This window comes from Bartonella taylorii (genome assembly GCF_023920105.1).
GTDB classification, from domain to species: Bacteria; Pseudomonadota; Alphaproteobacteria; order Rhizobiales; family Rhizobiaceae; genus Bartonella; species Bartonella taylorii.
The window spans coordinates 1,047,052-1,072,859 of the sequence record NZ_CP083693.1 but is presented as its reverse complement, the minus strand read 5'-3'; the positions used below and the strand labels follow the sequence as shown (position 1 = coordinate 1,072,859).

The window sequence follows — 25,808 nt, the reverse complement described above, 5'->3', positions numbered from 1 at the left end:
TATGGAGAATAATTGATGAAAGCTTATACCTTAGCTGATGTTGCAGTATTAATTGATAAAGTGAATAAATATGATGATGATATTATCAATTTTGGTACTGAAAAAAATGCGGTTGATGATCTTGTGATTGAAAAGGCAGAGAAAGCTTTGGATTTGAAATTCACATCGTCTTATAAAGTTTTTTTAAAAAAATATGTAGGAGGGGAAATTGGTGGTGAAGAAATTTATAGCCTTTATGGAGATTGTGGGGAAGGTATTCCTGCTGGTGATATTGTTTTCCAAAATTTAAATGATAGAAAACGTGGTTTTGTGACGCCAGAACAGCTTCTCGTTTGTGATGCTGATTTTGATGAAACCTTTTACTTTGATTATACGCAGTTTCGGGATGGTGAATGCCCACTCTATGTCCGGCTTGCATTGGGTGATTGCGAATATTACGCAAGTAATTTTTATGAATTCCTTTGCAAAAGAATTAAAGTACACGTAGGAGAAGAGATACCTGAAGGTAACCAACCTATTGAAAAGACTGAAAAAGCTCCCATTCCACAACCTATCCCTTTTTACAAGAGTTTTTGGAAAAAACTATGGAAGAGGTGAAATTTATAGGGAAAATATGGAGCGTTTATAACGCAAGTTTTGAGGATCATCTATGAAAACCTATACCTTAGCTGATGTTGCAGTATTAATTGATAAAGTGAATAAATATGATGATGATATTATTAATTTGGGTAGTGAAGATGATGAAGAGAATGAAACAGATGATTTACAGATTGAAAAGGCGGAGAAGGCTTTGGGTTTGCAATTCACATCCTCTTACAAAGTTTTTTTAAAAAAATATGGAGGAGGAGAAATTGGTGGTGATGAAGTCTTTAGCATTATTGGAAAAAACGATCATTAACAATTTCCGCCTTTGGGCCAATGATGAGAATCTGACCGGTCAACATGTTATTGCCATTACCCGCTCTTTGACCAGCTTTCTTGATGATATGATTGCCCGTGGTGCCCTCTCTGCCGGACAATTTGGAGCAGAACTAGCGCTTTATTATCACTGGTCTCCTTCAGAGATAAACCAGATGGATTGGCTGGATGTGATTGCCTATCGAGAAGAACTCGCACGCCTGAAAAACCTAGAATATGAAAGCCATCAGTTAGGATAAGAGACGATCATGGATGTTTCCCTTGTTGTGCGTTTTGTTAATCATCTGCAAGAGGGGATAGTTTCTGCCAAGCGTGATCTTGCAGCCTTTAGTTCAGATGTTGCGCATTTCCAAAACAAGACAAGGAAGCACTTTAAAAATTGGTTTGACCCTGAGCATCTTGAGGATGCGACAAAGAATGCGGAAAATGCTTTCAACCATGCGCGTGGACGCATGGTGGGTGCCATTGCGCAAACAGCAACCTTAATTGCACCCCTCTATAAAGCCATGCAATTCGACCAATCCATGAAAGGCTTGGAAAAGGTTCTCGATGCCCCCCTTGATCGCTTAAAGGAATTGCGCCGCTTTGCTTTGGAAACCTCCACCAAGATTCCGCTAGCGGCGCGTGAAGTTTTGGAACTGATGACCAGTGCCAGCCAAGCTGGGATTGGCGAACAAGATCTAGAAGCTTTTAGCATTTACGCTGCCAAAGCAGCTGTCGCTTTTGATATGACGGGGGATCAGATTGGGGAGCGTTTTGCCAAATTGCGCAATGTCTTTAAGCTTAATCAAGCAGGCATTGAAGATTTAGGTGATGCCATCAATCATCTCTCTAACCACATGGCGGCAAAAGCAAGCGAAGTGTCTGATTTTACCAATCGCGCCACCGGTGCAGCAACCATGTTTAAACTCACCGCACGGGAAACCGCGGCTTTTGGTACGGCAATGATTTCTGCTGGTATTGTGCCTGAGAGTGCAGCGCGTGGTTTCAATGCGATGAGTGCCCGCATACAGGCGGGGGGCAAGCATATTGAAGATGCTTTTGCCAATATCGGGCTTTCCCGCGAAAAATTTATGCAAGATCTGGACAAAGATGCCACTGGTACTTTGGTGCGCTTTTTTGATGTTTTAGCGAAATCAGAACAGGGCATGCGCTCGCTGATTGCCATCGCTGGTCGTGATTTTACCGGTGATTTTGCCAAATTGGTTGGCAATCCAGAATTGTTAGGGCAAGCTTTAAAATATGTTGAAGACCCAAAAGTCTTTAAAGGCTCGGTAGAGCAAGAAGCAGACAAACAAGCAACGGGCGCTATACGGCAATTTGAACTTTTGCAAAACCGTATCGTGGCTTTGGGAATTACCATTGGTGAAGTGCTTCTGCCCCCTGTCAACAGTTTGATGGAAAGTGTTGGCAATTTTACCAATGTTCTTATGGCATGGGCCAATGCGCATCCAGCTTTAACAAGCGCTATCATCAAAACCATTGCCGCTCTGATGGCTTTTAACATTGCTCTGCGTGTGTTGCGCTTTGCCTTTGCTGGGACACGCCTTGGCTTGCTACAGTTGATAGGCTCTTTGATCAAACTTGTTGGTGTGAGCGGTAAGCTTAAAACAAGCTGGCGAGGCTTAGCAGCTTCAGGGCGTTCCTTGAAACTATTGATGGCAGGGCTTGGGGCAAGTTCACTCAAACTTTTGCGACCAATGACTTTATTGGTGGCTGCGTTTCGGGGGATCGCGGTTTCAGGTGCGGCATTGGTGAGTACTTTTGGTTTGGTAGGGACAGCGATAGAAGTGGCTGGGGCGGCTATTTCTTCTGTGGTTGGTGCTGTTTTTACCCCGATAGGGGCTCTGATTGCTGCTGTTGTGGCTGTGATCGTGGCTGCTGGTTTTACTGTGTGGAAATATTGGGATCGTTTCTCTTCTTTTGTCAAAGGCTTTGCACGGGGAATAGCACACGCTCTTGGGCGTGCCTTTGAAGCCGTCATGCGCTTTTTTGGTGCTGATACCACCACCATTACGCGTTGGAAAAATATAATCGCCGCTGCTTTTGATTTCTCTGAACATTGGCAAAAGTTCAAACATGGGCTTGGCGCTGTTTCTCAAGGGTTTGGCAATGTGTGGGAGGGTTTTAAGCAAAGTCTCTCCAACTTTTGGGGCTGGTTAGGAAGCTTTTTTGCCCGCGAAACGCTCTCTGAGGATGCCAAAGCGGGTATGGAACAAGCGGGAGAAGACTTGGCCAATTGGATTGTTGATGGCTTTATGGCACCCATCACAAAGTTGAGTGATTTTTTTAAATCTTTACCAAGCCGCATCAGAGAATGGATTGGTAGCGTTGATTTATCCGATCTCTTCCATTTGCCAAGTTGGCTTGGCGGTAAAACAGCCATTCAACCGATTGCACAATTTGCGGGGGTTGGTCATGCCAATCACTCTTCTGGAGAGCACAGAGAGAAAGACCGCTCCACCACCACGCACAATCAAAATGTCACAGTGCAAGTCAATGGCGCCCGTGATCCTGTTGCCACCGGTCGTGCGGTTGCTCACGCCATTCAACGCGCACGTGCCAATGCTCTGCATGGAGGAACAGAATGAGGGGAGGGAGCCTATGAGAGATCCTTTGATGATGTTAGGTCCGCATCAATTTTATGTGGACTGGCTGAATTTCCAATCCTTTGAGGAAGAGTTTTCCGCTTCATGGGTTTGCCTAGAGCGTTTTGGTAAGGCACCCAGTTTGCAATTTACTGGCTATGGCAATGATCCCAAAACCATTCATGGTGTGTTGTTTCCAGAAGAATTTGGTGATCGTATAGCCATTGACGCTATCAGCAGCACCATTCGCAGAGCCAAACCTGTCCAGATGCTTCGTTGGATCAATGATACGACCTATAGTGTCCTTCTCCATGGACCCGTGGTGATCACCAGTGTCAATAAAGACCACGACTATATCAGTCGCTCTGGTCAATCACAACGCATCCGCTATTCCATTAATCTTTTGCCCTTTTTTGGTGGCGGAAAACCGCAAGGACAATACCAAGTGGGACAAACTCAAGTGAGACAAACTCCATGAAGATACCAGCAAAGCATGTTGTTGTAGAGTTAGAGGATATGAGTCTCGATCTCATCTGCTTTCACTATGCCATGGCTGTGTTAGGGGACCGCATCCAAGTTGGGGCACTAAAAGGCTATTTAGAAGCTACACTGAAAGCCAATCCAGAGATTGCAAAATATGGTGTGCTTTTACCACGGGGTTTAAAGGTTACTTTGCCTGAATTTGTTCTTAACAATCCCAGAAGCATGGTGAAGCGGCTATGGGATTAATGCGCACATACCCTTTTATTGTGGTCAAGGTGGGGGATAAACCTGTTCATGAGGTTTTTTACCAACGTCTTTTAACCGCAACCATCACCGATCATGCCGGGAATGAAGCCGATATATTTGAAGCAGAGTTTGATGATAGTGGCAATGATTTAGAGGTTCCGCAAACGGGCAACGCGCTGCAGGTGATCTTTGGCTATGAGAACAGCATCAGTGCTTTTATGGGGCGTTTTGTTGTCGAATCGGTTGTAAGTTCAGGTAGCAGTGATGGAGAGATCTTGCGGCTTTGTGGCAAAAGTGCCTCGATGCGTAAAGAGCTCAAAGAACAGGCGAGTGAGCATTTTGATCACAAAACTGTTGGGGAGATTGTTGAAACCTTAGCCAAACGCCATGGCTATCAAGCAAAGATCAGTCCCCAGTTCACTCAACAAACTTTGCCTTATGTGATTCGCACAGATCAATCAGCTGTTGATTTTTTAACCCGCCTTGCTGACCGCATGCAGGCACGTTTTTTGATCAAAGACAATAAGTTTTTATTTTTAAGCGGTGACAATTTACCAGCACTCGACATCCATAAGCACGACTGTTCTAACTGGGAATTCACATTAGAGCCACGCACGCAATATGGCACCATTGAAGCTGCTTATTTTGATCGCTCACAAGGGCAGCAATGCCAAGTCAAGCATCAGACAGGGTTTAGCGGTCCCGTGCGGCGTCTGCGGACTTGTTACACCAGCAAGGAAGAGGCGCTAGCAGCGGCGGCCTCAGAATCAGACCGACTTTGTCGTGCTGTGGGCAGTGGTTCTTTGACCCTTGCGGGGCGACCAGAAATCATGGCCGACCAACCTCTTTTATTGCAAGGGTTTCGTGGGCAAATCAATGGTCCATGGAAAGCTTCCACTGTCACCCACTGCTATGAGAAACAAAGCGGATACACCACAAAAATTACACTCGAAGCTCCAAACAAGGGAAAAGAAAGCAATGAGAACATTAAACATGCTAAAAACAGAGAATCCAAGAGATAATTTTGCTTCTTCTTTTCGTCAACTTCCTCATAATATTGAAGCTGAACAGGCATTACTTGGAGCAATCCTGATTAATAATGATGCACTCGATCGCGTTTCAGACTTTCTCAAAGCAGAACATTTTTTTGAAAGGCTACATCAAAAGATCTTTGAGATTGTCTTACAAATTATTCAAAAAGGGCGTCTTGCAAACCCCATTACAATCAAGCCCTATATCCAAATGGAAGAAAAAGTTGGAGATATTACTGCATACCAGTATGTTGTTCGTTTAGCCACAGAGGCAGTTACTATTATTAACGCTGAAGATTATGGACGCGTCATTTACGATCTTTTTATCCGCCGGTCTTTGATTAATCTTGGCAATGAAGTTGCCAATACAGCTTTTGATGCGCCTTTAGAACTTACACCTTCCCAACAAATTGAAACGATTGAAAATCAGTTATTTGAGCTCGCCGAAAAAGGGAAATATGGGGGTGGGTTTGAAAACTTTGATACAGCCATTGCAAAAGCACTTAACATGGCAAGCGCTGCAAAAAAGCGTTCTTCAAAGCTCTCAGGGATCGCTACCCATATCAAAACTCTTGATGAGAAAATGGGGGGGTTACAGCCATCTGATTTGGTTATCATAGCGGGGCGCCCTGGGATGGGGAAAACCTCTCTGGCGACCAATATTGCTTTTAATATTGCCAATGCTTGTAAGCGTCATGATAACAGCCAAGAAAATGAAGGGGGCATAGTAGGATTCTTCTCACTTGAAATGTCATCTGAACAGCTTGCAACCCGTATTATCTCAGAACAAATAAAGGTTTCTTCTTCTGATATGCGTCGTGGTAATATCTCAGAAGAGCAATTTACCAACATCATTTACGCAATGCGTTCCTTACAAACAATCCCTCTTTATATTGATCAAACGGGGGGTGTATCCCTTGCACAATTGTCCGCTCGTGCAAGGCGTCTCAAACGACAACATGGTCTAGATGTCTTGATTATTGATTATATCCAACTCATGACAAGCGGTTCAAAGCGTTCATTAGAAAATCGCGTTCAAGAAATTACAGCTATTACCACCGGATTAAAAGCACTTGCAAAAGAACTCAATATTCCCATCATTGCTCTCTCTCAACTTTCACGTCAAGTTGAAAATAGAACAGATAAACGTCCACAACTCTCCGATTTACGTGAATCTGGTTCAATCGAGCAAGATGCCGACATTGTTCTGTTCGTTTATCGTGAGGAATATTATCTCAAAAATGAAGAACCCAAAGAAGGCACTGCTGAGTATAGCAAATGGCAAGAGGCAATGGAGCAAGCCAAGGGCAAAGCCGAGGTTATTATAGCAAAACAACGCCATGGTCCGACAGGAATCGTCCCACTGGCATTTCAATCGGATTTTACACGCTTTAGTGATTTGGAAAAATAGGAGCAGAAAAATGCGTTAAAGGGAGCTTTAAATGGCCTTTGAAAGGTCTTTGAAGACCCTTTGAGAACCCCTTAAAAATCCTTTGAAAAAAATAAATTGGTACAAAACCTAGTGGCAAAATATACAAAACCCGCCGACAAGCTACAACATACATACATACAACAAGCTACAACGACAAAAGTGCTGTGGCGGAGGGGGTGGGATTCGAACCCACGGTACAGTCTCCTGCACGCCGGTTTTCAAGACCGGTGCCTTAAACCGCTCGGCCACCCCTCCAAACTGAGTATGCTTTCTTACAAAGTTCTTGCAAAAGGTCAATCATTTAAATGTGTTTCTAAGCGTTTTTAATAAAATTATTTGAAAGCAATCAAAAATAATTCCTAATTCATCGTTTATTCGAGAATTCTTCTTAAATCAGCAATTTCATTTTAGGATGGCTAATTCTTTTTCAAACGGCAATGAAAAACAACTGCTTCATGAAATAATCAATGCCATCAAGGTATGAAGATAAGTCTCCATGTATGAAATTGTAGCATTCAATCTTGACTTTCCAAACAATTTTGGTTACAACTTTAATGGTGTAAATATGGGGGGAGAGATCTTCACACAATTACAATCAAGTTATTTTTGGGTGCCATTTGTCTTTGGTTACAGGGGTATGCGCTTTTGCTAAAAGCGTCATAGGGCCGTGGGTTTTGAGTGGTATTGTTAGAGATTTATGAAGCATTTTTAAATAATGCTTTTTGAATGATGCAAAGTGGGGGGCAATCTGTATTGTTTTCTGTATTTTTACGCCGAAGTTCTCTTTTAAGAATTTTTCTAGCCATTTTAGTGTTGTTTGGCATGTTTTCTGGCGTCACTGTTTATGCGCGTTCTTCGGCATTTTTATATCCACAAATACCAACAGATAATTTTGCCCGTGAGCACACTGAGCAGCAAAGATTAAAAAGGATTGAGCATTTACGCGCTTTAACGCCCAAAGGAATGGACACTTCTCCTGAAAGGGATCAAGGGGCGCATCTTGGTGGTGGATATTGCTTCAACATTGACCATATTACTGTTGATGGGGTTTATCATATCAACAAGCGGACTATAGCAAAAGTTACGGATGCTTATGTTGGGAGATGTATAGGTCTTTCTGAGATACAGATATTAATAAAACAATTAACCAAAGTTTATTTGGATCAAGGTTATGTGACGGCGCGTTTTTATATTCCAGACCAAGATATCAAAAGCAATAAAGAACTGAAGTTAGTTGTTGTTGAGGGGAAGCTTTCAGATATTTACTATAATGGTTCTCCAGCATCTCGTTATAATCAGATTGTGTGGAGTGCTTTTCCAGGGCTTAAAGGTCATGTTCTTAACATGCGCGATATTGAACAGGGGCTTGATCAGATCAACCGTTTGAGTTCAGCGCATGCAAAAAGCGAACTACTCCCAGGCGGTGAAGATGGAAGTACCATTGTTAATATTAGCAATCATCCTGATAAGGCATTTAGTGTTACGCTTACGCATGACAATATGGGGCAAGCCTCCACGGGTTATGCGCGTTATAGTACGGGTTTAAAGGTAGAAAATATTTTAGGGCTCAATGATTTATGGGACTTTGGCTATCAACGCAGTGGACGAGATTATTGGGGTGGGAGTAAGCAAGAAGGGCATAGCAATAATATTTCAGCGAGTGTGAGTATTCCTTACGGTTATTGGACATTTTCGTTAAATGGCTATCTTTATGATTATCAGAGCATTATTAAGGGCAACTTTACAGATATAGAAACGACAGGCAATTCCAGTGAATTGCATGCCAGCACCAGCCGGGTTCTCCATCGCGATAGTGTTTCACTTACCACGCTGAATTTGGGTCTTTCCTATAAAAAGACCAACAATTATCTTCTAGGCAATAAGATTGAGGTTGGCAGTCGTCAATATAGCGTTGCCAATTTTGGGATTTCGCATTCCCGTCAGATGCTGGGTGGAACATGGACCTTTGATGTCAGTTATTTGCAAGGTCTTCCCTTGTTTCATTCTGTCAAGAAGCACGATCCAGGAGCAGGGGATGCGGAGCCGCAATTTGCTAAATTTACCGGTACGATTAGTGCCATGACGCCTTTTAAGGTAGGGCGCTTGGACTTTATACTGAGCAATCTTTTGAGTGGGCAATATTCTCCGCATAATTTATTGGGTGCTGAGCAGATTTCGTTGGGGGGCGCTTCTAATGTGCGTGGAACGCGCGAGAGTTTGCTTTTTGGCAATAACGGTTTTTTTATTCGTAATGATTTGTCTTTGCGCACACTACCGTGGAGCAACAACGCTTCTCTGAAAAAAGTTTTGGGTGAATTGCGTCCCTTTATTGGTTTGGACTATGGGCGTGTTTTTTCGCAGCCCCTGTATGGATTTACGCATGAACAGCTTGCCGGTTGGACAGCAGGGTTCAAGCTTGCGGGGGGGATGGTTTCCCTTGATGCAAGCTATTCCAGTGTTTTGTGGAGCACAGTTAAGCACAAGAACCCTGGAACATTTTTAATGACATTAACAATGAATCTTTAAGCATATTATTGGGGAATACAAGCATGAGATATGAGCAGAGAGCAAAAAGAGCAACATGGTTTGAAGTTTTAGTCTCCAGTACGATGCTCAAAAAGGTTTTGCTAGGTGGGATTGGTTTACCTTTTCTTTTACAACCAGCAACACTACAGGCACAAATTGCTGTTGACCCTAACGCAAGTGTCGCTCATCGCCCAGATATTGTGGCAGCACCCAATGGGGTTCCCTCGATTGATATTGTTACACCCAATGGCAAGGGCTTATCACATAATAAATATTACGATTTCAATATTGGCAATCCAGGTGTCATTTTAAACAATCACGCGCAAGAAGTAGGACAATCGCAGTTGGGTGGCATTATGCCGGGCAATCCGCATTTGCGCTACTCTGGTTCGGCGAAAGTAATTTTAAATGAAGTCACCAGCAGCAAGCGCAGTGCGCTTCATGGTCCAGCGGAGGTTTTTGGGCATCAAGCCGATGTGATTATAGCCAATCCCAATGGGATAAGTTGTGATGGTTGTGGCTTTATCAATACGCCCCATGCGACCTTAACCACGGGTGTACCAGAAATTGATGGGAGTGGTTTTCTGAAAGGGTTTGAGGTTCAAGGTGGGGATATCACCTTTGGACCCCAGGGTGCGAATTTTTTCTCAAGCCAAGGGGCTGTTGATATTGTCGATATTGTCTCACGCACAGTGCATTTTGAAGGAGCTGTTGCGGGGAGGACAATTGGAGTGACAGCAGGGACCGGTCACTTTGATTATGCTTCTGGGCAGATGAAGGAGTTGACCGATATTACCGGCAAGCCGGAATATGCGATAGACGGTTCTGCGTTAGGGGCTCTACAAGCGGACAGAATAAAACTTGTGGCAACGGAAAAAGGTGTTGGGGTTCGCATGCGCCATGATATGGCAGCCAATGCGGGGCAGTTGCATCTTTCTGCTGATGGAAAAATCTCGTTGAAGGATGTTTTTGGTCATGATGGTGTTGTTCTTCAATCAAAAAGCGATACCCTTCATGCAAAGCACATTACGTCGAAAAAGCATGTTGAGATTGCAGCAAAAAAAGGTGTCACGTTAGAGACAGTTGGCGCGGATGGTCATTTGAGCGTAGATGCGCAGGATGGGCTTTTAACGATTAGCGGAAAAGCCACCTCTGGGAGCAATCTGGAGCTTTCTTCGCGCCATGCTCTGCAAGTTTCAGGGCTTGGCGCTGGCGCTGATGTGACCCTTGAATCTGGTGGCGCACTGAATATTGGTGGTACGGTTTTAGCGGGGGGCAATTTAAGGGCGCATGCCGGTGGTGATATACAAGCCTATTTTTTAGCTGGTGGGGTTGATATGGCAGCAACACAAGCTGCTGGTAGCCTTGTTTTGGGCAGCCATGGGGATGTTGATCTCCAAAGTGGAGGCGGGATCATTAATGCCGCAAATATTTATGGAGCAGGGAATGTCACACTTGTTGCATATCATGGGCTTTCTGTTTCTCAAACGATCCTATCGCATCACAATGTTGCCATTCATGTTGAACCTCATGCCGGCATTCATTTTGGGCAAGTTTTAGCCCATGGCAGAGCAGATATTCATGGTGGGGCGGTTGATTTTTCTACCATGATGACAGGTGATGATGCGGTTTTAAAGGTGGGAAGCCTTGATGCAGGCACATTGATGACAGGTTTAGATTTTGTTCACTCTCAGGTGAGCCCTTCGAACCCTACAGGTGATCTTGTTTTTCATGATAAAGGTTCTCTTTCTATTACAGCACAAAGGGGCGTAAAGGTTGGACATATTATCAGTGGTGGCAATATTGACCTTTTTGCTGGCAACGACATTTATTATGATCAGATCATAGGCTATGGCACAGCCACATTGACATCGGTATCAGGAGGGATCAGTGTTGAGAATGTGCTGTCTGCTAAGGGGGATGTGAGATTGACAGCCAACACTCTCGATTTGAGCAATAATCGTTCTCATATTTATACGCCGCAAACGCTATATTTAACTGCGGATCATATTTATGTTTCGGGCAGTACGCTGATTTATGGCGGTTTAGATTTTCAAAGCACCAATGTTCTTGATATTCACCATGCACGGCTACAAGCCGTTACCGATGAAGGCGGGACAGGAGATATTCTCTTTGTTGCTCCAGGCGTTATGGTGGATGAGGCCACATCGGTTTTAGCGGCACGAGATTTTGTCATCAAAACAGGGGAGCTTAAAAATAGCGGTCAATTGGCAGCAGGGCATAATTTAGCCTTTAGCGTGAGGGGTGATGCGAGGAACAGCAAAACGGGTTTAATTTATGTGAAGGGCAATGGTGCTTTACAAGTTGATGGGGCTTTGCGCAATGATTTTGGCGCCATTGTTGCAGAGGGTGATTTATCTTTCACCAATGCAGAAGGTACTGGAAAAAGCCTTTCCCTTGTCAATAAAGCGGGCTTTATTCAAGTTGGTGGAAACTTAAATATCCAAACCAACAGTCTGAAAAACGAAGCCGATAGCACACCCGTTATCACGGAAAAAACGGAAGAAGTCGCCATCGCATTCGAAAAACCAGAGGGTTTTGATTCAATTAAAAATGCGATTTTGTATCATACAACAAGTATAGCAAATGAGTTGGGGATGGAACTATGGGGCGTTTCCTATAAGGAAGCTGAATGTTCAGGAAACACATGTAATCTTCACATTAAAAATTCTTTGGCCAACAAAGAGGCAACTTATGGTAAGATAACTTTAGAAGATGGGATAGTATACAAGGCGTTTACTTGGAAGGAAGAGAATAAAAGTTGGCTTTTTTTTCAAGGGTACCGATGGAATAATTTATCTCACATGATACAGAAAACTGTCACGCAAGAATTTTCGCCTACTCGTCAAGGAATGATACAGTCTCACGGCAATCTCATCATTAACGCTGATACCATTGACAACCATTATAGCTCTATAGAAGCAGGGGGAAATGCCGATATCCACGCCAATGTGCTGACCAATTTGGGGGCAACAGCTTATAAAAATACCTATATGGGTTGTCAGGCTAATACGGATGCTTATTGTTATGCTTATAACGCTGATGGAAGCCGAAATGTTGCTTTAGATATAATAAATAATGATGGTTTTCGCCAAACTGGTTCAAAAGTTCTTGATAGCGTTTCTGGTCTTGTCCAAGCGGGTGGCACGTTGAATTTGGTGGTCGATCAACTCAATAACACGGCAGCGAAAGGTTCCATTACAGGAGATGCGCATTTTGAAGCAAAAACCGTTGAAGGTAATCCACTGGAGGACTTAAGTGGTTTAACTGGGGCTGGTGCTCTCTTTACACCAAAAGTAGATCTCAATAATGCAGGAGAACTTTCTGATGGGCTTCCTTTACCAAAGCCCCAATCGGGTGGGGTTGGGGGCACGCTGCCCAAGCAGAATTTTATTTATGAAACGCGGGCAGAATTCCTTGATGTTGGCAAGTTTTATGGTTCAGCCTATTTTTTGAATAGAATTGGTTACAATCCTGACAGAGAGATTTTTTTCTTAGGGGATGCTTATTTTGAAAAGCAACTGATTGAAAAACAAATGCGTGATCTTGTGGGGCAAGGTTTGGGCAAGGGCTCTTTCATTCCTGGAAGTGATGCCATTGAACAAGTCAAAAACTTGCTGGATGTGGGGGCAGATTATGCAAAAACACACAATTTGACTTTTGGTGAGCCTTTAAGTGAAGAACAACTTGCTTCTCTAGAAGCTCCGATGGTGATTTATGTACGCCAACAGGTCAAGGGCATGGATGTTTATGCGCCGGTGCTTTACATCCCCGAAAAGGAGAGAGCCTCCTTTGTTTCTGCTGGTGCCTTGATCATGGGGGATGATGTCAATATCACCAGCCAAAATACCAGCAATTCCACAATAACCAATTCAGGGCGGATTGCGGCAAACCACCAATTGCATGTGCATGGTGGGGATATCCTCAGTCAAGGAGGGCATTTTGCGGCGGGTGGTGATGCTTTTTTAGTTGCACAGAAGAATATTCGTTTAGATGCAGGGCGCACAACGGTTGACGGCGTGGAGACCGTATTAAACACCGATGCGCTTTCTGCTGGTGGCAATGCGAGCGTGATTGCCAAACAAGATCTCACAGCTTCAGGGGTGAGGATCACCACGAAGGGTGATCTTGCCATGGCCACAGAGCAGGGCAATTTAACAATAGGTTCAGCGCAAACACATTACCACAGCGAACAGGGTGATGCCACCATGCATCATAAATCGGAAGTCAATTCTGGGGGCTCAACGACACTTGCTTCTGGAAAGGATCTCAATGTTCTAGGCTCTGATGTTCAAACAAAGGATAAACTTCTCTTACAAGCTGAGGGCAATGTTTCGATTGATGCCACGCGCAACAGCATGGACAATCATACGCAGGATGGGCAAACCTCCCATGTCACCTTACACAATGGCTCTCATTTAAGTTCTGGAAAAGATACCACGGTCCTATCCGGTCAAGATATCCATATTGCTGCTTCTGATATAGATGCGAAGGGCAATGTTGCTCTTGGCGCACAAAGGGAGATAACAATAGGGGTGAGAAACGATGAAAGAGATTATCATTTTCAGGGCAGCGACTTTAGTATTGACAGGCAAGAGTCTATTTCTCTGGGCTCTTCGATAAAATCAGGGGGTGATACCACGGTTGTTGCGGGGCAGGATGGAAAGGCGCATGACCTTAGCATCACGGGCAGTTCTATTGCTGCTGAGGGCAAGGTGGGGTTGAAAGCCAGCAACGATATTCTCATCAACAATGCAGAGGATAGCTCACACCGTGAGATATCTAGCTACACAGATGGCGGTTTTTTTGGGGGAAGCTCATCCTATCATGAAACTTTTGGAGCTACCCAAGTGGTAGGTTCAAGTATAGCAGGAGAAAAAGGTGTTGCTCTTGAATCTGGAAACAATACGCAGATTGTAGCGTCGATGCTCACAGCAGGCAAGCCAGGGGAAATAACCGATCAGGCAAAAGCGGATATTACCATTCACTCTGGGGGAAAGATTACTATCAAAGGTATTCAAGAACACTACGACCAGCAAGAACAATCCTCAGAAAGTAGTTTTTTGCATGAGGAATCCTCCAATAGCTCTCAATCGCATAGCACAACGGTCTCCTCTATCCTTGGGGCAACGGGCAACATTATCACGCAATCAGACAAAGAGACTACAATCACAGCTTCTCATATGTTTGCAAATGAAGGTATTCATGTGACGGGAGAAAATGTGACGATTGATGGCATGACAGATCATCATAAGAGCCATTCAGAAACCCATGAAACAGGTTTTGGTGTGGGTTCAGGCAAGGGCTTTGTATCGGTATACGGAAGTGAGTCAAAGACAGAAAATGAAGAAAGTTTTGAACATCAAGGCTCTTCTCTCAATGGGAAAAATATCACCATCACCGCCACCAAAAAAGATGTGAACGTGGTGGGCTCTGATTTTACTGCGCAAGAAAATATTCATGTTTCGGCAGTCCATGATATCAATGTTTCACCTGGTCACAATCGTCATAGCGCAAGCTCAAAGGAAGAACGCACAGGTTTTGGGTTTCAGTTTGAAAAGAACCCTAGCGGTGCTTCCGTGGGTGTTGGAATTGCAAGCGCTAAAGATACGGGCGATCAATGGGAAAATACCAATACGCCATCTCATTTCAAGGCGGGCAAAGATGTGCAGATCAATGGTGGCAATGATGTGAATTTACAAGAAACCATTGTTTCGGCGGATCGTGATGTCAACATTGATGCTGGCAATAATATCACCCTATCAGAAAGCTATGATACCTCTAACGCAAAAGAAAAGCATGAAAAGTCCTTTGCTGGTGTGACAGGATCTGTCAATGTGGGCATTCTTGGTGCCGTACAAGATGTAAGGGATGCAGCCAAACGTTTTGGTCATGGGGATACAAAACACAAAATCGGCAATGGTCTTATTGCTGGTCTAAAAGGCTATGATCTCTATAGCAAAGGCAAAGGTCTTTACAATGGGATGAAGGATGGAAAACTTAAACAATCGGTTCGTGATATTGCTGATGTTTCTGCTAGCGTAACCGTGGGCTTTAAGACAGAGAAGGAGGAGGCATCTGTTCAGACATCTACTGCGGTAACAGATAGCATAGAAGGAGGGCGTTCTATTAATATCCATGCCCATGAAGGCAGCATCCATAGTATTGGCGCTGATATTATCGCTGGTACCAATCCAGTCTATGCAAATGATGAGCAGAGCGGGAATATCACCTTGGATGCAAGACAACATATCCTCTTTGAAAGTGCGCAAAACACGCAAAGCACACAAAACAGAAGTGAAAGCGCTTCAATGAATATTGGGTATAGTTATGGTACTGGTGGTACAGGGTGGATGGGTAACGCCTCTTTTGGTAAAGGCAAGGGCTCCAGTGAGGAGGTTCAGCAAAAGAACAGCCATATTATAGGCACCGGCACTGTTCATAGCACAAGTGGAGGCAACACCACACTGGAAGGTGCAGTGCTTTCTGGAAACCGTGTAGAGATGGATGTTGGTGGTGATTTTACTGTTATAAGCCGCAGTGATACGGGACACAGTTCCAGCAAGCAAAACTCTCTTTCTATTGGGTTTAATGGTGGAAAAAAGAATGATGCAGCTACAACCAATATATCCTTGAACAAGGATAAATCCTCTAGTGATTATCATAGTGTTGTGGAACAATCAGGCATCAAAGCGGGTGATGGCGGTTTTAAAATCAACGTTAAAGATAAAACGACCCTAACTGGAGGTATTATTGAAAGCACCGCGCCGGCAGATAAAAACAGCCTGACCACAGGAAGCATTAGCACCAGTGATATAAGCAACAGTGCGCATGCGCAAGCCAGCAGCGATGGGATCAGCATTTCTGCGGGTGGTCCGATGTATCAGGGCAAATATGGTGTTGGGAAAAACATTGCTAAAAATGTCTTAGATCATTCAAAAGCTAAAGATTCAGAGGAAGGATACACCAAATCTGCTATTAGCGATGGCACCATCGTCATTACTGATGAAGCAGGGCAGAAGGCATTGACAGGGCAAGATGTTGAGCAAGCCATAGCCTCCCTTAATCGTGATACTGCCACCGCCCATAAGGGTGTACAACAACTCGATGTAGGCAAGCTGGAACAAATCGTCCATGAAAACCGTGAAATGGTAACGCAACTCTTAGAAGAAGGGTTTAAATACAGCGATGATTCCTATAAAACCATGTTTATCAAAGAGCACCCCATCGCCGTTGTCGACCGTGATGAAAAGGGCAATATAATCTATGAAACTGATGCAAATGGACAATATATCAAAGACGCTCGTGGACAATCAATACCTCACGCACATTATTTAACGGATGAAGAAAAGGAACATTTACAAGAAGGTGCTGATGGCAAGGTGCATGTGTTCCTCAATGGCATTTTTACTCCACCATATGAGGCCGCTGTTTATGCGGTTCAACATGCGAAGGATAAAAATGTACCGCTTTATTTTGTTGTGTTCCCAGAAGCGGATTCTGCTATTTCAGAACTTTTGGTCGCGGGCTATCAGAAGTTTATGGAAAATAACTTTTGGGGTTTGACCAATTCCACACAAGAAGCAAAAGATCTAACGTCTCGCTATGGTAACACAGGATTGCATTTTGATGCCCATAGTCGAGGCAGTTTGACAGGCTTTAATATGATGAATTCTTTCAAACAAGAAGGTGTAAATGATGTAGCAGGCAATACAACGATCAGTTTCTTTGGACCAGCGGCTAATGTTTTGGCTGCATCCGGTCTGTTAGGTTATGTGAGTGGTGGCAAACAAACCACTATTGGCTTTGATGGGAATAGATACGACTTTGTAAGCAGAATTATTGGCGGCAATGGCTATACTTACGAGACAATACCTGCTGGCAGTAACGTTTTGACAGAATGGTGGAGAGTGATCATGAATCCCATAAGTTCCCATACCTGTCTTGGAGATGCGGGTCCAAAATGCCAAAAGTTTTATGGCACATCTCATCGTGAACAATTTCCTTTAAGTAAATCACGGAGTAAAAAATGAAACAAACTCTAAAATTATTAAGCACTGTAACTTTGTTAATTATAACTGGATGTAATATCGATAAACCTCCTCCAGGAGAGGTGGCTACGTGGGAGAAAAATGGTGTTACTGATTTTACTGAGGTAGGAAAAGCCTTGTTAGAATGTGGAATGCCGAGCCTTATTGATGCCGATCCAGAAAACAGAAAACTCAGCTACAATGCATGGGCAACTATTGATGCCTGTATGGTTCAATCAGGTTTTCGTGATAAAGTGGGGGGAGGGACTTGGTGCGAGAATCATAAAGCGGAAAACCTTCCCATTTGTCGTCCAGGCGCTGTTGTTCCACAGCGCAGTGTCAAGAAGCGCTTAAACAGCCCTTTTTGTAAAAAGCATCCAGAACAATATGAATGCTATCCTTAAGTCTTGCTTGTAATGATCAACAATCCCTCATCCTTGCTTTTGCTTGGAATGGCGGGATTGTTTCCTCAATCACATTATTTAACGGCTGAAGAAGAAAAGCATTTACAAGAAGGTGCTGATGGCAAGGTGCATGTGTTCCTCAATGGCATTTTTACTCCACCATATGAGGCCGCTGTTTATGCGGTTCAACATGCGAAGGATAAAAATGTACCGCTTTATTTTGTTGTGTTCCCAGAAGCGGATTCTGCTATTTCAGAACTTTTGGTCGCGGGCTATCAGAAGTTTATGGAAAATAACTTTTGGGGTTTGACCAATTCCACACAAGAAGCAAAAGATCTAACGTCTCGCTATGGTAACACAGGATTGCATTTTGATGCCCATAGTCGAGGCAGTTTGACAGGCTTTAATATGATGAATTCTTTCAAACAAGAAGGTGTAAATGATGTAGCTGGCAATACAACGATCAGTTTCCATGGACCAGCGGCTAATGTTTTGGCGGCATCCGGTCTGTTAGGTTATGTGAGTGGTGGCAAACAAACCACTATTGGCTTTGATGGGCATAGATATGACTTTGTAAGCCGATGGATTGGCGGTAATGGCTATACTTATGAGACAATACCTGCTGGTAGTAACTGGTGGAAAGAATGGTGGAATATGTTCTCAAATCCTTATAATCCCCATACTTGCCTTGGAGATGCGGGTCCAAAATGTCGAGATATATATGGACTTTCCCATCGAGTACAATTCCCTTTAAGGAGGAAAAAATGAAACAAATCTTTAAATTATTGAGTTGCATAGCTTTATTAGTTATAACGGGATGCCAATTTAATAAACCTCCTGCAGGATACTTCACGGTGTGGGAGAAATCAGGAGCAGATCGGCTTGAGGTAAAAAAAGCACTTTTAGAATGTGGAATGCCAGCACCTTATGATGTATTTCCAGAAAACAGAAATTTAAGCAACAATGCATGGGCAACCATAGAAGCTTGTATGATTCAAGCTGGTTTTCATGATAAATATGATAGGGGGGGGGCTGGTGTGGAAATCATAAAGCCGAAAACTTGCCCATTTGTCGTCCAGGCGCTGTTGTTCCACAGCGCAGTGTCAAGAAGCGCTTAAACAGCCCGTTTTGTAAAAAGCATCCAGAACAATATGAATGCTATCCTTAAGTCTTGCTGTTTATGATGACCAACAATCCGCCATCCTTGCCTTTGCTTGGAATGGCGCGATTGTTTCCTCACTTTCATTATTTAACGGATGAAGAAAAGCAGCATTTACAAGAGGGTGCTGATGGCAAGGTGCATGTGTCCCTCAATGGCATTTTTACCCCACCCTATGAGGCTGCTGTTTATGCAGAGCAACATGCGGAGAATAAAAATGTACCGCTTTATTTTGTTGTGTTTCCAGAAGCGGATTCTGCTATCTCAGAACTTCTAGTCGCGGGCTATCAGAAGTTTATGGAAAATAACTTTTGGGGTTTGACCAATTCCACACAAGAAGCAAAAGATATAATGTCTCGCTATGGTAACACAGGATTGCATTTTGATGCCCATAGTCGTGGCAGTTTGACAGGCTTTAATATGATGAATTCTTTCAAACAAGAAGGTGTAAATGATGTAGCTGGCAATACAACGATCAGTTTCCATGGACCAGCGGCTAATGTTTTGGCGGCATCCGGTCTGTTAGGTTATGTGAGTGGTGGCAAACAAACCACTATTGGCTTTGATGGGCATAGATATGACTTTGTAAGCCGATGGATTGGCGGCAATGGCTATACTTATGAGACAATACCTGCTGGTAGTAACGTTTTGACAGAATGGTGGAGAGTGATCATGAATCCCATAAGTTCCCATACCTGTCTTGGAGATGCGAGTGATATATGCAAAAAGCGCTATGGTTTATCTCATCGTGAACAAAAACCTTTAAGGAGGAAAAAATGAACATATTGTTTAAATTACTGAGTATAATAGTTTTATTAAGTATAGTGGGATGTCAGTTTAATAAAACTCCTTCATCATCTTTGGCGATGTGGGAGAAGCCAGGAGCAGATTTTACTGAGATAGGAAAAGCACTGTTAGAATGTGGCATGCCAACCCCTTATGATAAGGATCCAGAAAATAGAAAGTTAAGTTTAAATAAAAAGGCGTTCATTGATTCTTGTATGGTTCAATCAGGATTCCGCTATAAAGATACAGAGGCAGGAACGTGGTGTGAGAATTTTCAAGGAAAGAATCTTCCGGCTTGTCGTCCAGGCGCTGTTGTTCCACAGCGCAGTGTCAAGAAGCGCTTAAACAGCCCGTTTTGTAAAAAATATAAAAATAGTCGCAAATGCCAGCCTTAAGTCTTGCTGTTTGTGATGATCAACAATCCGCCATCCTTGCCTTCGCTTGGAATGGCGGGATTGTTTCCTCAATCCACCATCTCAATTTAGTTCTAACCTGTCTTGAACACAGTATGAACAGAAAATATCAACAAGCTTCCGAGCTTTTTTATTGTAAATAAATCCATTGAAAGAGGGAAAAATGAAGAAAATCTTAAAACTATTGAGTTGCATGACTCTGTTAAGTATCACTGGATGTGTTAACCAACCTCCTCCATCAACTTTAGCATTATGGGAAAAACCAGGTGTCGATAAAGCGATGATCCAACAATCCTTATCAAAATGTGGTTGGAAACCAGTCTATGCTTCTTCTAGTGATATGAATTCGTATGCAAATGAATTTGCCTCAGTTTATGAGTGCATGAAAAAAGCAGGTTTCCGGTATAAATTGCAAGATTCAAAAGGGCTCTATTTTGTACAACCTCTGAAAAGTGACTCGTTTTTAGCTAATTTGATGCTAGCTGGATATCAGCAATTTATGGACAATGACACCTTTGGTGTGACCAACAAAACGAAACAGGAACGCGCTTTACTAACGCATTTTGAGGATGAAAGAAAACGTCAGCAAAAGCAAAAAGCTTTACAAAAGCGATCACCAAAGCGTCCTCCCCATCGTTAAAAAGGTTGTTGGATAAAATCACGAATGAAGTAGAGGATCAAAGCCATCTCCTTCTTTATCCACGCGGGTGGCAGTTTAAATCTGTTGGTCGATCAACTCCACAACACGGCAGGTGAAGGTTCAATACATTAGGAGGGTTGGGGGGCTCTACCAAGGATGCTCTTGCCAATATGGCTGGTGCATCTGGCAGTGTAACCGTGGGCTTTAAGACTGAGAAAGCGGAGGCATCTGCTCAGACATCTACTGCTGTAACCAATAGCATAGAAGCAGGGCGCGCTGTCAACATGCAAGCCCACAAAGGCAGCATCCATGGTGTTGGAGCCGATATTATCGCTGGTAGCAATCCTGTCTATGCACTGGGCAATGATGCGCAGAGCGGGAATATCACCTTGGAAGCGGGTAAAGATATCACCTTTGAAAGTGCGCAAAATGTGCAAAGCACACAAAACAGTAGTGAAAGTACTTCAATGAGTGTTGGCACCGGTTATGGCACGGGTAGCGCAGGGGCAACGGGCAATGCCGCTTTTAGTCAAGGAGAAGGCTCGAGCGAGGCGGTTCAACAAAAGAACGCCCATATTATTGGTACCAATACGGTTCATACCACAAGTGGAGGCAATACCGCACTGGAAGGTGCCGTGGTTTCTGGAGAGCGTGTAGAAATGGAAGTAGGGGGTGCTCTCACCATTACCAGCCGCAGTGATACGGGACAAACTTCCAGCAAGCAGAAATCGGTTTCTGTTGGCTTTGGTGCTGGACAAACGGGTGGTGGAGGCTCTATGAGCGCCTCTTTCCAAAAGGATCAATCCTCTAGCGATTATCACAGTGTTGTGGAACAATCAGGCATCAAAGCGGGTGATGGTGGTTTTAAGATCAACGTTAAAGACAAAACAACGTTAACCGGAGGCATCATTGCCAGCACCGCGCCGGCAGAAAAAAACAGCCTGACCACAGGAAGGATTGCCACCAGTGACATCACCAACAGTGCCCATGCGCAAGCCAGCAGCCATGGGTTTAGCCTTTCTGGAAATGACACGATAAAAAACATTGCTAAAAATGCTTTAAATCACGGAAAGGCACATGATGGAGCGGAAGGGGAAACCAAATCCGCCATCAGTGATGGCAGCATCATTCTGACAGGTGGATCTAACCAGAGGGCAATGGTCCAAGATGCTGGACAAATCATTGATGCCCTCAACCGCAACACCGCTACAGCCCACCAAGCCGTTGCACCGGTGGACGCCACATCGCTTGAGGGGGTAGTGCATAATCGCTTAGATATGATCAATAAATTATCGGATGAAGGATTTGATTATCGGGATAAAGTGAACGAAATCGCATATCTCAAAGAGCATCCTGAGGGTGAGGTTGTGCATGATGAAAATGGCAATGTGGTCTATGCAACAAATGAAAATGGACAATATATCAAAGATAGCTATGGGAGAAAAATCCCTCTGTATCGCTATTTAACACCAGAGGAAGAAAAGCATTTACAAGCAGGTTCTGATGGCAATAGGCGTATGTTCTACAATGGTATTTTAAATACACCAGATGAGGCAGCCCGTAATGCGGTTCAGTTGGCTGATAATAAGAAGGATCCGCACTATCTTTTGGTGTTCCCACATAGCGATTCGATCTTGGTAGAGGGGTTTATTGCAGGGTATCAGTATGTTCTAGAAGGTGATTTTGGTGGTCTGACAAATTCGACGAAGAAGTACAAGAATCTGTTGTATCTCTATGGCAATAAAGGATTGCATACTGATGCGCATAGCCGCGGCAGTATGACAGCGGGCAATGGATCGTATAATTTAGCTAAGCATGGTGTTCACGGTATAGCAAAGGAAACAACGATTAATTTCTTTGGACCGGCTTTTAACGCTCAAGACATGGCAGATACGTTATATATCTTAAGTGATGGAAAGCAGGATTATGTCAATTTGGAAAATCATAAATATGACTTTGTGGGTACAAAGATTGGCAAAAATCCTTATACTTTTGAACAGATCCCTCTTGGTAGTGGTCCTTGGAAAGAAGCAGGGAAAATAGCATTTAGTTATCCCAGTGTCCATGCTTGTTATGGTCATCCAAGTGATGCTTGTACAAAGTTCTATGGTTTGCCTAATCGTACGCCAATTTATTCAAAATATTCAGGGAGAAAAAAATGAAACAAATCTTGAAATTATTAAGTGGTCTCATTCTGTTAAATATCGCTGGATGTAACATTGATAAGCCTTCTCCAGGGGCTCTGAGTATGTGGGAGAAACCTGGTGCAGATTTTACTGAGATAGGAAAAGCATTGTTAGAATGTGGCATGCCAACCCCTTATGATGTTGATCCAGAAAGCGAAAATATAAGCATTAATGCAAAAGCAACAATTCATGCTTGTATGATCCAAGCAGGATTCCACTATAAAGGGAGAGGTAACTGGTGTTATACTTTTAAAGAGGAAAACCTTCCCATATGTCGTCCAGGCGCTGTCATCCCGAGGCCCAGTGTCAAGAAGCGCCTGAATAGCCCTTTTTGTAAAAAATATAAAAATGCACCTGAATGCCAGCCTTAAGTCTTGCTTGTGATGGTCAACAATCCCCACACTCACGTTTTTACATGCCTGTGCGGGATTGTTTCCTCAATCACATTATTTAATGACTGAAGAAGAAAAGCATTTACAAGCAGGCTCTGATGGCAACAGGCGTATGTTCTACAATGGTATTTTTACCTCACCCGATGAAGCAGCCCGTTATGCGGTCCAGTTGGCGGATAATGAGCATGAACCCCTTTATTTTACACACTTTCCAAAAGCTGATTCATGGGAAGTAGAGCTCGGGGTAGCTTTTTATCAGAAGTTTCTAGAAGGCAACTTTGGGGGGCTGAGTAATTCGACAAAGAAGTTTCAGGATTTTATGTATCGTTATGGCAATACAGGGGCGATTGTTGATGCGCATAGCCGTGGTAGTTTGACAGTGGGCAATGGAATGCGTGACTTTGCAAAGCATGGCATCCACGGTATAGGGTATAAAACAGATATCTATTTTTTTGGACCGGCTGATAACGCTGTATCGGTGGCGAATGCAATATATTTCGTAAGCGATGGCAAAAAAGATCATATTTATTTACAAAACCATCTACTTGACCCTATTGGTATGAGAATTGGTCACAATCTGCCTACTTTTTATAAGGTACCCTTGAAGCTTCCCTATGTATTATTTCCACCAGCAATTCCAATGAGAGAGGTAGGGGGAGCGCTATTGGGTTCTTACCCTAGTACCCATAATTGCTATGGTAATGCAAGTAAAGAATGTATTGGGCGCTATGGAACACCTCATACTGCAACAATTTATTCATCTGATGCAATTTTAGATTATTTAGGTTATTCAAGGAAGAAAAAATGAAACAAATCTTGAACTTATTAAGTGGAATACTTCTGTTAAGTATAATTGGGTGTAATTTTTTTAAGCCTGCCCCAGGAGAGGTATATATGTGGGAGAAACCAGGAGCAGACTTTACTGAGGTAGCAAAAGCATTGTTAGAATGTGGCATGCCAACTCCTTATGATGTCGATCCAGAAAATAGAAATCTCAGCTTAAATCAAATGGCTTCCATTGATGCTTGTATGATCCAAGCAGGATTCCGTGACAAAGATAAATGGGGAGGAACTTGGTGTGAGAATTATAAAGCTGAAAACCTTCCAATTTGTCGTCCAGGCGCTGTCATTCCTCAACGAAATGTTCAGAAGCGCTTAAATAGCCCATTTTGTAAAAGGTATAAAAATGCGGATGAATGCCAGCCTTAAATCTTGCCGTTTGTAATGACCAACAATCCGCCATCCTTGCCTTTGCTTGAAATGGCGGGATTGTTCCCTCAATCCACTATCTCAATATTATTCACCATTGTTTTAAACAGCGGTGAAAGAAAATATCAACAGGCTTACGGGCCTTCTTATCGTAAATAAATCCATTGAAAGAGGGGAAGAATGAAGAAAATCTTAAAACTATTGAGTGGTATAACGCTCTTAAGTATAGCTGGATGTCAGTATAAAGCTGAGATTCCTTTATCAGCTTGGGAATTATGGGATAAGCCTGGTGCAGATACAATTGATATAGGTAAAGCGCTGTTAGAATGTGGCATGCCAACACCTTATTATCATGATGAATACAACAGAAAGTTAGACGGCAATGCGAACGCATTAATTGAAGCTTGCATGGTTCAAGCAGGTTTTAGATATAAATCCAGATATTTGAGTTCGTGTGAGTTTTTTGATGCTCGTTTTCCGATTTGTCATTCAGGTGCTGTCATTCCTCAAAGAAGTGTTAAGAAACGCTTGAACAGCCCCCATTGTAAAAGAAATAGAAACAAGCCTGAATGTCTACCGTAGTTTTTTGATGTTGGTATGATTAAGAGTAATCCTTAGTTCTCTTTATCTTTTGCATAAGTGTGCGGGCCGATTGTATCTACACTCAACATGTTTCAAATTGGTATGGACAGAGGAATATAAAACATCAACAAGCTTATAAGCAATCTTATCGTAAAAAATCATTGAAGGAGAGGAAAAATGAAAACAACTTTAAAGTTATTGAGTGGATTGGCTTTGCTTATTATAGCTGGATGTTTTCCAGGTCCTTACTAGGCTGTGGATGTATTAGAGAAGCTAGGAGAAGATAAGATTGAGATTAAAAAAGCACTATTAGAATGTGGAATGCTGAATCCTCATGATGATTATATGATGGATTATAGAGAGTTAAGCATAAATGCGAATACATCTATTTATGCATGCCTAACCCAAGCAGGTTTTCATAGTAAATTAGGATGGGAGTGGAGAGATCGGTGTAGAAATTATAATGCCGAAGATCTTCCGATTTGTGTGCCAGGTGCTGTCATCCCTCAGCGCAGTGTGAAGAAGCGTTTAAATAGCGCTTATTGTCAAAAATATAAAAATGCACTTGAATGCCAGCCTTAAGTTTTGCTGTTTGTGATGATCAACAATCCGCCCTCCTTGCCTTTGCTTGGAATGGTGGGATTGTTTCCTCAATTCACCATCTCAATATTGTTCACCATTGTTTTAAACAGTCGTGACAGAAAATATCAGCAGGTTTGCAAGTCTTCTTATCGTAAATAAATCCATTGAAAAAGGGGAAAA

General features: G+C 43.1%; 20 protein-coding genes, 1 tRNA gene and 4 pseudogenes. 24 read left to right on the top strand and 1 reads right to left on the bottom strand.

Going from position 1 to position 25,808, the window contains the following annotated elements; genetic code table 11:
* Positions 1–15 precede the first annotated feature (15 nt).
* From LBE40_RS04770 to LBE40_RS04735, 8 genes and pseudogenes are all read left to right on the top strand, one after another.
* The gene (locus LBE40_RS04770) at positions 16–597 is read left to right on the top strand and encodes an SMI1/KNR4 family protein (RefSeq protein ID WP_252615150.1); all 582 of its coding nucleotides are present in this window, start codon (positions 16–18) and stop codon (positions 595–597) included.
* 52 nt (positions 598–649) lie between these two features.
* A pseudogene (locus LBE40_RS04765) lies at positions 650–883 on the top strand (SMI1/KNR4 family protein); the annotation flags it as partial.
* Positions 873–1,017: pseudogene (locus tag LBE40_RS08470) on the top strand (phage tail protein); the annotation flags it as partial. The pseudogenes LBE40_RS04765 and LBE40_RS08470, both read left to right, overlap by 11 nt.
* A gap of 149 nt (positions 1,018–1,166) precedes the next feature.
* The gene (locus LBE40_RS04755) at positions 1,167–3,509 is read left to right on the top strand and encodes a phage tail tape measure protein (RefSeq protein WP_252615149.1); all 2,343 of its coding nucleotides are present in this window, start codon (positions 1,167–1,169) and stop codon (positions 3,507–3,509) included.
* Between the two features lie 13 nt (positions 3,510–3,522).
* Entirely contained in the window at positions 3,523–3,984 is a 462-nt protein-coding gene (locus LBE40_RS04750) for a phage tail protein (RefSeq protein ID WP_004860418.1), read from the top strand.
* Entirely contained in the window at positions 3,981–4,235 is a 255-nt protein-coding gene (locus LBE40_RS04745; RefSeq protein ID WP_004860417.1) for a tail protein X, read from the top strand. The genes LBE40_RS04750 and LBE40_RS04745 overlap by 4 nt, the downstream gene beginning before the upstream one ends.
* Positions 4,235–5,257: a phage late control D family protein gene (locus tag LBE40_RS04740; protein WP_252615235.1), complete on the top strand. Its 1,023-nt coding sequence runs from the start codon at positions 4,235–4,237 to the stop codon at positions 5,255–5,257. Before LBE40_RS04745 ends, LBE40_RS04740 begins: the two co-directional genes overlap by 1 nt.
* Positions 5,214–6,677: a replicative DNA helicase gene (locus LBE40_RS04735; protein ID WP_040297027.1), complete on the top strand. Its 1,464-nt coding sequence runs from the start codon at positions 5,214–5,216 to the stop codon at positions 6,675–6,677. Before LBE40_RS04740 ends, LBE40_RS04735 begins: the two co-directional genes overlap by 44 nt.
* Before the next feature lie 186 nt (positions 6,678–6,863).
* On the opposite strand, the gene LBE40_RS04730 is transcribed toward LBE40_RS04735, so the two are convergent.
* Positions 6,864–6,953, bottom strand: a tRNA-Ser gene (locus LBE40_RS04730).
* A gap of 474 nt (positions 6,954–7,427) precedes the next feature.
* Between LBE40_RS04730 and LBE40_RS04725 the strand changes: the two genes are divergently transcribed.
* The 16 genes and pseudogenes from LBE40_RS04725 (at position 7,428) to LBE40_RS08375 (ending at position 25,744) form a co-directional block, all read left to right on the top strand.
* Positions 7,428–9,224 carry a ShlB/FhaC/HecB family hemolysin secretion/activation protein gene (locus tag LBE40_RS04725; RefSeq protein WP_004860408.1) on the top strand — a complete coding sequence of 599 codons (1,797 nt, stop codon included), beginning with the start codon at positions 7,428–7,430 and terminating at the stop codon, positions 9,222–9,224.
* 23 nt (positions 9,225–9,247) lie between these two features.
* Positions 9,248–17,278 carry a hemagglutinin repeat-containing protein gene (locus tag LBE40_RS04720; RefSeq protein ID WP_252615148.1) on the top strand — a complete coding sequence of 2,677 codons (8,031 nt, stop codon included), beginning with the start codon at positions 9,248–9,250 and terminating at the stop codon, positions 17,276–17,278.
* A complete protein-coding gene (locus tag LBE40_RS04715; protein WP_004860401.1) occupies positions 17,275–17,679 on the top strand; it encodes a hypothetical protein in 405 nt (134 codons plus the stop codon). Before LBE40_RS04720 ends, LBE40_RS04715 begins: the two co-directional genes overlap by 4 nt.
* A 12-nt stretch (positions 17,680–17,691) precedes the next feature.
* The gene (locus tag LBE40_RS04710; protein WP_252615147.1) at positions 17,692–18,447 is read left to right on the top strand and encodes a filamentous hemagglutinin; all 756 of its coding nucleotides are present in this window, start codon (positions 17,692–17,694) and stop codon (positions 18,445–18,447) included.
* Positions 18,444–18,847 (top strand): annotated as a pseudogene (locus LBE40_RS04705) (hypothetical protein). Before LBE40_RS04710 ends, LBE40_RS04705 begins: the two are co-directional and overlap by 4 nt.
* Positions 18,848–18,859: 12 nt before the next feature.
* Positions 18,860–19,618, top strand: a complete 759-nt coding sequence (locus tag LBE40_RS04700) for a filamentous hemagglutinin (RefSeq protein WP_252615146.1) — start codon at positions 18,860–18,862, stop codon at positions 19,616–19,618.
* Positions 19,615–20,019: a hypothetical protein gene (locus LBE40_RS04695; protein ID WP_252615145.1), complete on the top strand. Its 405-nt coding sequence runs from the start codon at positions 19,615–19,617 to the stop codon at positions 20,017–20,019. The genes LBE40_RS04700 and LBE40_RS04695 overlap by 4 nt, the downstream gene beginning before the upstream one ends.
* Positions 20,007–20,180 (top strand): hypothetical protein, encoded by a 174-nt coding sequence (locus LBE40_RS04690; RefSeq protein ID WP_252615144.1) that lies wholly within the window; start codon positions 20,007–20,009, stop codon positions 20,178–20,180. Before LBE40_RS04695 ends, LBE40_RS04690 begins: the two co-directional genes overlap by 13 nt.
* 20 nt (positions 20,181–20,200) lie before the next feature.
* Complete coding sequence (locus LBE40_RS04685) at positions 20,201–20,677, top strand: hypothetical protein (protein WP_004860394.1); 477 nt, start codon at positions 20,201–20,203, stop codon at positions 20,675–20,677.
* A gap of 137 nt (positions 20,678–20,814) precedes the next feature.
* Positions 20,815–22,839: a hemagglutinin repeat-containing protein gene (locus LBE40_RS04680; protein WP_051016697.1), complete on the top strand. Its 2,025-nt coding sequence runs from the start codon at positions 20,815–20,817 to the stop codon at positions 22,837–22,839.
* Positions 22,836–23,234, top strand: a complete 399-nt coding sequence (locus tag LBE40_RS04675; RefSeq protein WP_004860390.1) for a hypothetical protein — start codon at positions 22,836–22,838, stop codon at positions 23,232–23,234. The genes LBE40_RS04680 and LBE40_RS04675 overlap by 4 nt, the downstream gene beginning before the upstream one ends.
* A gap of 82 nt (positions 23,235–23,316) precedes the next feature.
* Complete coding sequence (locus LBE40_RS04670; protein WP_252615143.1) at positions 23,317–24,063, top strand: hypothetical protein; 747 nt, start codon at positions 23,317–23,319, stop codon at positions 24,061–24,063.
* The gene (locus tag LBE40_RS04665) at positions 24,060–24,464 is read left to right on the top strand and encodes a hypothetical protein (RefSeq protein WP_004860384.1); all 405 of its coding nucleotides are present in this window, start codon (positions 24,060–24,062) and stop codon (positions 24,462–24,464) included. Before LBE40_RS04670 ends, LBE40_RS04665 begins: the two co-directional genes overlap by 4 nt.
* Positions 24,465–24,644: 180 nt before the next feature.
* The gene (locus LBE40_RS04660) at positions 24,645–25,046 is read left to right on the top strand and encodes a hypothetical protein (protein WP_004860382.1); all 402 of its coding nucleotides are present in this window, start codon (positions 24,645–24,647) and stop codon (positions 25,044–25,046) included.
* A 177-nt stretch (positions 25,047–25,223) separates the two neighbouring features.
* Positions 25,224–25,628 (top strand): annotated as a pseudogene (locus LBE40_RS04655) (hypothetical protein).
* Positions 25,616–25,744, top strand: coding sequence for a hypothetical protein (locus tag LBE40_RS08375; RefSeq protein ID WP_276577401.1), 129 nt, complete (start codon positions 25,616–25,618; stop codon positions 25,742–25,744). Before LBE40_RS04655 ends, LBE40_RS08375 begins: the two are co-directional and overlap by 13 nt.
* Positions 25,745–25,808: the final 64 nt, after the last annotated feature.